Genomic DNA, 6,664 nt, shown 5'->3' with positions numbered 1-6,664 from the left:
TCTGGTCTGTAATCAGCGATTGGAAAATAAACCATATTAGAAATCCGTCGGAATTATTCGAGTGACGTTATGACGTTGAGACGTCTCTGCACGCAATTCATGCAACTGTTCGTTAAAGTCATTGTACGCTGCTGTTGCACAATCGGGTTCTTTCAAGATATTCTTGTAAAGTTCGTATTTTGCACGCGCCTTAATCAAATCAAACGCGTGCACAAACCATGGGTGCTCCTCATCGACACTCTCTATCTCTACAAGGCATTGATTTATAATGATAATCTAGTGTTATTCATATTGAATGAGAGTCCCGAATAACCTAAGATTGTCTCATTTTAAATCAGTTTATATTGCTTCAATCAAAACCACTCATTTGCACATCACAAGTGGGATGAATGTGTGGATCAAATTTATATAAGAAAGGAGTAAAAAATGGCTCTTATGAACCGTCTTAATGCAAGATCTGTCGCAACATTGGGGGCTGGCAAATATAATGATGGTGCCGGCTTGTTACTTCATAAGCGTAAAGATGGAGGTGCTCAATGGATTTTACGGTATACCCTTCACGGACGTCGTCGTGAAATGGGCTTGGGAGCATTGCGAGATGTCTCTTTAAAACAAGCCCGTGAATTGGCAACTGGGTGGCGTTCGGTTTTACGTGAGGGGCGTGACCCCATTAAAGAACGCAATAAACAAAAGCGTGAGGCAATCAGCAATCTTCATTACTTAAAAGATATTGCCGTAGATGCTTTTGAAAGTCGGAAAGCTGAATTAAAAAATGATGGTAAGGCTTGTGATTGGTTTTCACCTTTACGTCTTTATATTCTCCCTAAATTAGGCTGTCTACCCGTTTCAGAGATTACTCAAACAGAGATACGCAATACTCTTGCCCCTATTTGGCATACAAAAGCTGCAACAGCAGAGAAAGCATTGATACGTCTTAATCTTTGTCTTAAACATGCGGCTGCATTAGGTTTGAATGTTGATTTACAAGCAACAGAAAAAGCACGCGCGCTCTTAGGCAAACAACGCCATAAAACGCAAAATTTTCCAGCTATGGATTGGAGAAAGGTTCCGGCTTTTTATAAAACACTTTGCGAAACAACAACAATGACACAACTGGCTTTACGTTTGCTTATTCTGACAGGCGTTCGTACTTTTCCTTTATGTCATATCCATAAAGATCAAGTTGAGGATGATATCTGGACTATTCCTGCTGAAAATATGAAAGGAAAGCGTGATACAACAACAGAGTTTCGCGTGCCTTTATCATCAGAAGCATTAGACATTTTAAAACAAGCGCGCCTTTTATCACGCAATGATTTCTTCTTTTCTGCAACAGGTCGCGGTCCCCTCGCGCATAGGTGTATGGCTCAATATATGAAACGTATTGGACTTGATGCCTGCCCCCATGGATTTCGCTCTAGTTTACGCAATTGGCTTGCTGAAACAACCGATGCCCCCTATGAGGTCGCTGAAACCATTCTAAGTCATACAGTAGGAGGTAAAGTAGAGCGTGCCTATCGTCGTACGGACTATCTAGAACAACGCCGTGTTTATATGGATAAATGGGCGGCTTATGTCACGGGTCAATCTTAAGATATGGGGTGAATAACCCCATGATCTGTTGATAACTTTCTCTCTCTTTTCTCTCATTCTCTCTCAATAAGACTCATAACGTATCACATCAGAAATTATATAATAAAATATTGTTTTCTATAAATAAAACATCTTTCCAAACGAACCAAAATGTGGTTAATAAATAGTTATGATTTGTTACCATTTTTTGATAGAAAGGATTTTAGTATGACAGAAAATGATATTCTTTTGACAGACCGTGAAAGTGCAAAATTGCTTCATATGAGTGTCTCAACATTCCGCCGTCATGTAACCAATGGCTCTCTCCCAAAACCTTTAAAATTTGGTTTTTTGTCCCGTTGGTTACAATCGGATCTTATCAATGTCATCGAGCAAGCAAAACAGCAACGTCAAAGTGACGCGGCATAAAAAAACCTTGTCGCGTAAGGACGGACAAGGCTTTCTCAAACTCATCACCCTAGAGATAGCACAATCCGTCCTATGACGCAACGTTATAGGATTTAAAATGATGTGTTCTTTTAAGAATGCGCAAGGTATCACACGTGCCTTGCGTGGTACTTGGCATGGGCGTTATGGAACAGCCCGTTGCCCTGCTCATGATGATAGGCTGCCTAGCTTATCCCTTGCCAATGGACATGATGGGCGTCTTTTACTCTATTGTTATGCTGGTTGCTCTTTTAGAGAGATCATACAAGCGCTCATTAGAATTGGCTTGCTTGGAAAACAAGCCTTTTTTGATAAAGCTTATGATCAGACGCTCTCTTTCTCAAAACAGTTTTGTGCTGATCTCAAACGAGCAAAACAGAAAGCAGAGAGAGCAAAAGCAATTTGGCAACAAAGCCAACCAATCAAAAATACTTTAGCAGAAACCTATTTACGTATGCGGGGTATTACATGTGATTTGCCTACTGATTTACGCTTTTACGACAAATGTCCACACCCCTCTGGGGGTACACTGCCCGCGTTAGTGGCTCTTGTTAAGGGTGCTGGTTCCTTTGCCATTCATAGAACCTTTTTAAAAGACAATGGCTGCAAAACAGATCAGAAACCAGCAAAAGCCATGTTGGGATCTGTAACAGGTGGTGCTGTGCATTTAAGTCAAGGCAATCCCAAACATCTGGTCATTTGTGAGGGCATTGAAACCGGTCTGGCTCTTTTGTCTGGGTTGTTATCAGAGCCCGTTGATTTATGGGCGTCTCTTTCAACCAGTGGCATGATGCGTGTGAATTTACCCCATACAAAAGGACGTCTCACCATTGCAATGGACGGCGATGATGCGGGTCGTAAAGCAGGTTTTACCCTAGCTGCACGTGCTTATAGCCAAGGCTTTGAGGTCTTTATGATGCAAGCTCCAAAAGGAACCGATTTTAATAACGTATTACTTTCTTAAAAGAGGGAAACTATGAAAGATAGTAATTTACAAAACAATAATGAAAATACTCCCATCAATGATAACGATAATGTCTCTTTAAACGAAAATACTTGTTTAAAAGCCATTTCTTATGAACAAGCCTTGCAACAAAATGGTTGGGGGCAATTACAACCGATTGCTACGGCTCTCTTACCCGTCGAGCCTTTTAAAATATTCCTGCTTCCAACACCATTAATAAACTATGTTTATGACGTTGCTGATATTCAACAATCTTCTATCGATTTTGTTGCTGTTTCTGCTTTATGTGGATTGTCTGCTGTCATTGGAAATGGCGTGCGGGTTTCTCCAAAACAACATGCCAATTGGAAAATTGTTCCTAATCTCTGGGGTGCCATTGTGGGGGAACCTTCAACTATGAAAACAGATACCATGGAAGCTGCTTTAGCACCTCTTGATGTTTTTCAAGAGGAATGGCATCAAGAATGGTTAAAGAAGAAAAAACAGCAAGAAACAAAAGATATTCTTATTGAATTAGACAAAAGAGAAAAGAAAAAACAAGCCTACAAAGCACTCAAAGATCAAGACGAGGAACAAGCCCTTGCTCTTCTTTCTCAATCTCTTGAACATAAAGAAAGTGAGGAAGATGACACGCTTAATAAACGACGTCTTATTGTCAACGATGTGACCGTCGAAAAGCTTGGGGAATTGTTAAAAGAAAACCCCCGTGGTTTATTGTTGGTTCGTGATGAATTATCTGGTTTTTTATCCGATTTGGAACGGAAGGAATATCAATCAGACCGTTCTTTTTATCTAACAGCTTTTAATGGCAAAAAATCATACACCTATGACCGTATAGGACGGGGAACCATTTTTATTCCCAATGCAACCATTTCCATTATTGGGGGCATTCAACCTTCACGGATTATTCCCATTATTCAAGCAATGCACCATGGAACAAATAATGACGGCTTATTGCAACGGTTTCAAATGCTGGTGTGGCCCGATGAACGAAAAGAGCGGTTATGGGTTGATAGACCTCCCAATCAAAAGGCATGGGAAAGTTATCAAGGAATTTTTCGTTCTCTTTATGATAAACCATTAGGATCACCAAAACACCCTATTACCATACGCTTTTCTGCTGAAGCTCAAGAAATGTTTCGTGTATGGTGGGAAAATTTTCAAAGAACAATCAAAGGAGGTCATTTCTCATCAAGTTTACAAGCGCATCTTTTGAAAATGAATAAAACCATACCAACCCTTGCATTGATTTTTGAATTGAGTGAAGGGGGGCGTTTTGAAATCAATAGAGATGCCCTTGAGAGAGCCTTATATTGGGAAGAATATCTGATAAGTCATGCAAAACGTCTTTATGCGGCGAATGATACATTAACAGCAGAGCGTGCAAAATTAATTGTAGAGCGCTGTGATCTTTTACCCAATGTTTTTACGGCAAGAGATATCTATAGACGGTGTTGGAGATCTTTAAAAGACAATGGAGCCGTTAAGCAAGCTTTAGAGCTTTTATGCCGTTGTAACTATATTCGTGAATTTCCTATAGAGGGGAATGAATTAGGTCGGCGTCCTGATAGACGGTATGAATGGAATCCTTTGGTTAAAAACAACAGCATAAAACAATAAAGAAATCTCTTTTGAAGTCTTTAAGACAACCACGCAAAACTCTTTTTATGGCATTCTCATCAAGGAACTTTTTTCCAAAAGCAAATGATCTGAGGACCTTATCAGAAGAGTTTTGTCAGTCTTGTCAGTTCATTCTAGCTCCTATATTATTTTTTTTAAATGAGAGAAAATTAAAAACATTATATTTCAATAGGTTAGTATTTTAACGATACAACCTATATCGACAATACAACCTTAAATACAATCAATAATATATATTTGTCAGTTTGTGTCTGTAAATTGAACTAACAAACTAGATTATTTTAGTGACTCATAAAACCTATCAAAATAATCATTATGATATTTTAAAAGCACATGCTTCATTTGTCTTTTTCCATAAAATAAACAGCAAATTTCACTATTTTGCTGATCTGATCTCTCTCATGGACTGCGGATAAACAGCATTTAAAAACTCTTTTGAAAAAATTATCGGCTTTTTTAGCATTTTTCTGCATTTTTTCTCAATTCGTTCAAAATGGATTTAATAAGCTTCGTTTTAATTCTTTTGAAGAGAATTAAACCCCTTATACGAAAACGGAGCTCTGTTGTAACAGGGCGTGAACTGGATCATTTGCACGTGAATTATGAAACTGTAAAACCTTATCCCGTAACCTTTAAAAAAGGTAATCCAAAAGTTACAGAGATCTCTAATCCAGAAAAATTCTATTACGTGACTGAAATGAAATTCGCAAAAGCAGGTAAAGAGAAAGATAAAACCACTGTTATTTATAATAACAATATCACAATAACAGATATCCCTCTTGACGCTTGTGAGTATATCGTTAATGGTAAATCCGCTCTTGAATGGGTTATGGGGCGTCAATGTGTTAAGACTGATAAAAAGAGTGGCATTGTTAATGATGCCAATCGTTATGCTGTTGAAACCATTGGCAACCCTGCCTACCCTCTAGAGTTATTTCAGAGGGTTATTACCATAAGTTTAGAGACAATGAAAATTGTTAAGAACCTACCAAAATTAGAAATAAGAGAAACTGAATAACTTAAAAGCATGCTCACATAATGGGTATGATAAACTCATAAGGGGTATAAGGTTTTATACCTATAGGTTCTTATATCCCTTTTATAAATTGCTGACATACAATCTTTAAAAGGATAATTTATCATACGTTATTTAAAAAGAAGAAACTTGCACTTTTAGATACTCTTATTTACATTGCCTTTAAAAGATTAAACCGTAATCTAAAATGAGTGCTTTATTGTTATCAGAAGCTTTATTTAAAGAGGGTTATGTATATTCATTTTCTTATATTACTTATAGGTTTTGAATGTTTCTCCCCCCCCCCCCAAACCCTTACAAAACATAGAGCATTAGTTGTATTTATAGGTTGTATTTTGATATAGGTTGTTTTTTTTGGAAACTTGATAAAAGTTAACATATTGAAATATAATAAAATTTTATTTTTTATTGAAAAATATGTAAAGGGGGGCGTAAAAAGCACCTCCAAAACTCATAACCATAATGGTCTTGATAGCATTTATTATGATTATAATCCCTTTCTTTTGAAAGGCTTTAAAAGATCACATACTCTCATAAGACATGTTTTAATCATTCACTAAATGATCACTTTTGTCGATTCAATGTACTGACATAAACTGACAAATATATATTTACAGTTGTATTTATTTGTTATGGCTGTTTTAATAAGTTGTATTTTGAAAAATTCATAAAACTTAACTTATTGAAATATAATGATTTTAATTTTTTATCATTTAAAAAAAATGATATAGGTTCTAAAAAGAACTGACAAGACTGACAAAAGTTTATTAAAAGGGATTTTGCTCATCTCTATAATTATCAGTTTCTATTGAGATGTTTTCATAAGTGTTTTCATAATGGTCTATAAATCACAATTATCATATATCCTATTTATCATTTCTCTTATGAAACTGAAAAATGATGCCATGGCTATAAAGAACATAACAGCTATAGAGAAAGCAAAAATGCAAATGAAAGCATTTGTTATAAAGACAGTCCCTATAAAGGCTGTTAAGTCTAAAATG

The 6,664-nt window shown here is 36.7% G+C and carries 4 protein-coding genes and 2 pseudogenes; 5 read left to right on the top strand and 1 reads right to left on the bottom strand.

What is annotated here, in order from left to right; all coding sequences use genetic code 11:
* Nucleotides 1–36: 36 nt before the first annotated feature.
* A pseudogene (locus ACFINI_RS09115) lies at nt 37–255 on the bottom strand (hypothetical protein); the annotation flags it as partial.
* Between the two features lie 171 nt (nt 256–426).
* On the opposite strand from ACFINI_RS09115, the gene ACFINI_RS09110 reads away from it, so the two are divergent.
* The 5 genes and pseudogenes from ACFINI_RS09110 to ACFINI_RS09090 all read left to right on the top strand — a co-directional run.
* On the top strand, nt 427–1,593 hold the full coding sequence (locus tag ACFINI_RS09110) for a tyrosine-type recombinase/integrase (protein WP_375621728.1): 1,167 nt from the start codon (nt 427–429) through the stop codon (nt 1,591–1,593).
* A gap of 207 nt (nt 1,594–1,800) precedes the next feature.
* Nucleotides 1,801–2,001, top strand: a complete 201-nt coding sequence (locus ACFINI_RS09105) for an AlpA family transcriptional regulator (RefSeq protein ID WP_011180791.1) — start codon at nt 1,801–1,803, stop codon at nt 1,999–2,001.
* A gap of 97 nt (nt 2,002–2,098) precedes the next feature.
* Nucleotides 2,099–2,983 (top strand): toprim domain-containing protein, encoded by an 885-nt coding sequence (locus ACFINI_RS09100; RefSeq protein ID WP_375634714.1) that lies wholly within the window; start codon nt 2,099–2,101, stop codon nt 2,981–2,983.
* A 12-nt stretch (nt 2,984–2,995) separates the two neighbouring features.
* Nucleotides 2,996–4,603, top strand: coding sequence for a YfjI family protein (locus ACFINI_RS09095; protein WP_375630626.1), 1,608 nt, complete (start codon nt 2,996–2,998; stop codon nt 4,601–4,603).
* 583 nt (nt 4,604–5,186) lie between these two features.
* A pseudogene (locus tag ACFINI_RS09090) lies at nt 5,187–5,642 on the top strand (type ISP restriction/modification enzyme); the annotation flags it as partial.
* Nucleotides 5,643–6,664 lie beyond the last annotated feature (1,022 nt).

The organism is Bartonella sp. AA56HLJMS (genome assembly GCF_042197145.1).
In the GTDB taxonomy this organism is placed as follows: Bacteria; Pseudomonadota; Alphaproteobacteria; order Rhizobiales; family Rhizobiaceae; genus Bartonella.
The sequence above is the reverse complement of the archived record's forward strand: the minus strand, read 5'-3'. Positions and strand labels throughout refer to the sequence as shown.

Coding starts and splice junctions, on each gene's coding strand:
- ACFINI_RS09095 (WP_375630626.1), top strand. CDS start 2,996: ATGAAAGATAGTAATTTACAAAACAATAATGAAAATACTCCCATCAAT.
- ACFINI_RS09110 (WP_375621728.1), top strand. CDS start 427: ATGGCTCTTATGAACCGTCTTAATGCAAGATCTGTCGCAACATTGGGG.
- ACFINI_RS09105 (WP_011180791.1), top strand. CDS start 1,801: ATGACAGAAAATGATATTCTTTTGACAGACCGTGAAAGTGCAAAATTG.
- ACFINI_RS09100 (WP_375634714.1), top strand. CDS start 2,099: ATGATGTGTTCTTTTAAGAATGCGCAAGGTATCACACGTGCCTTGCGT.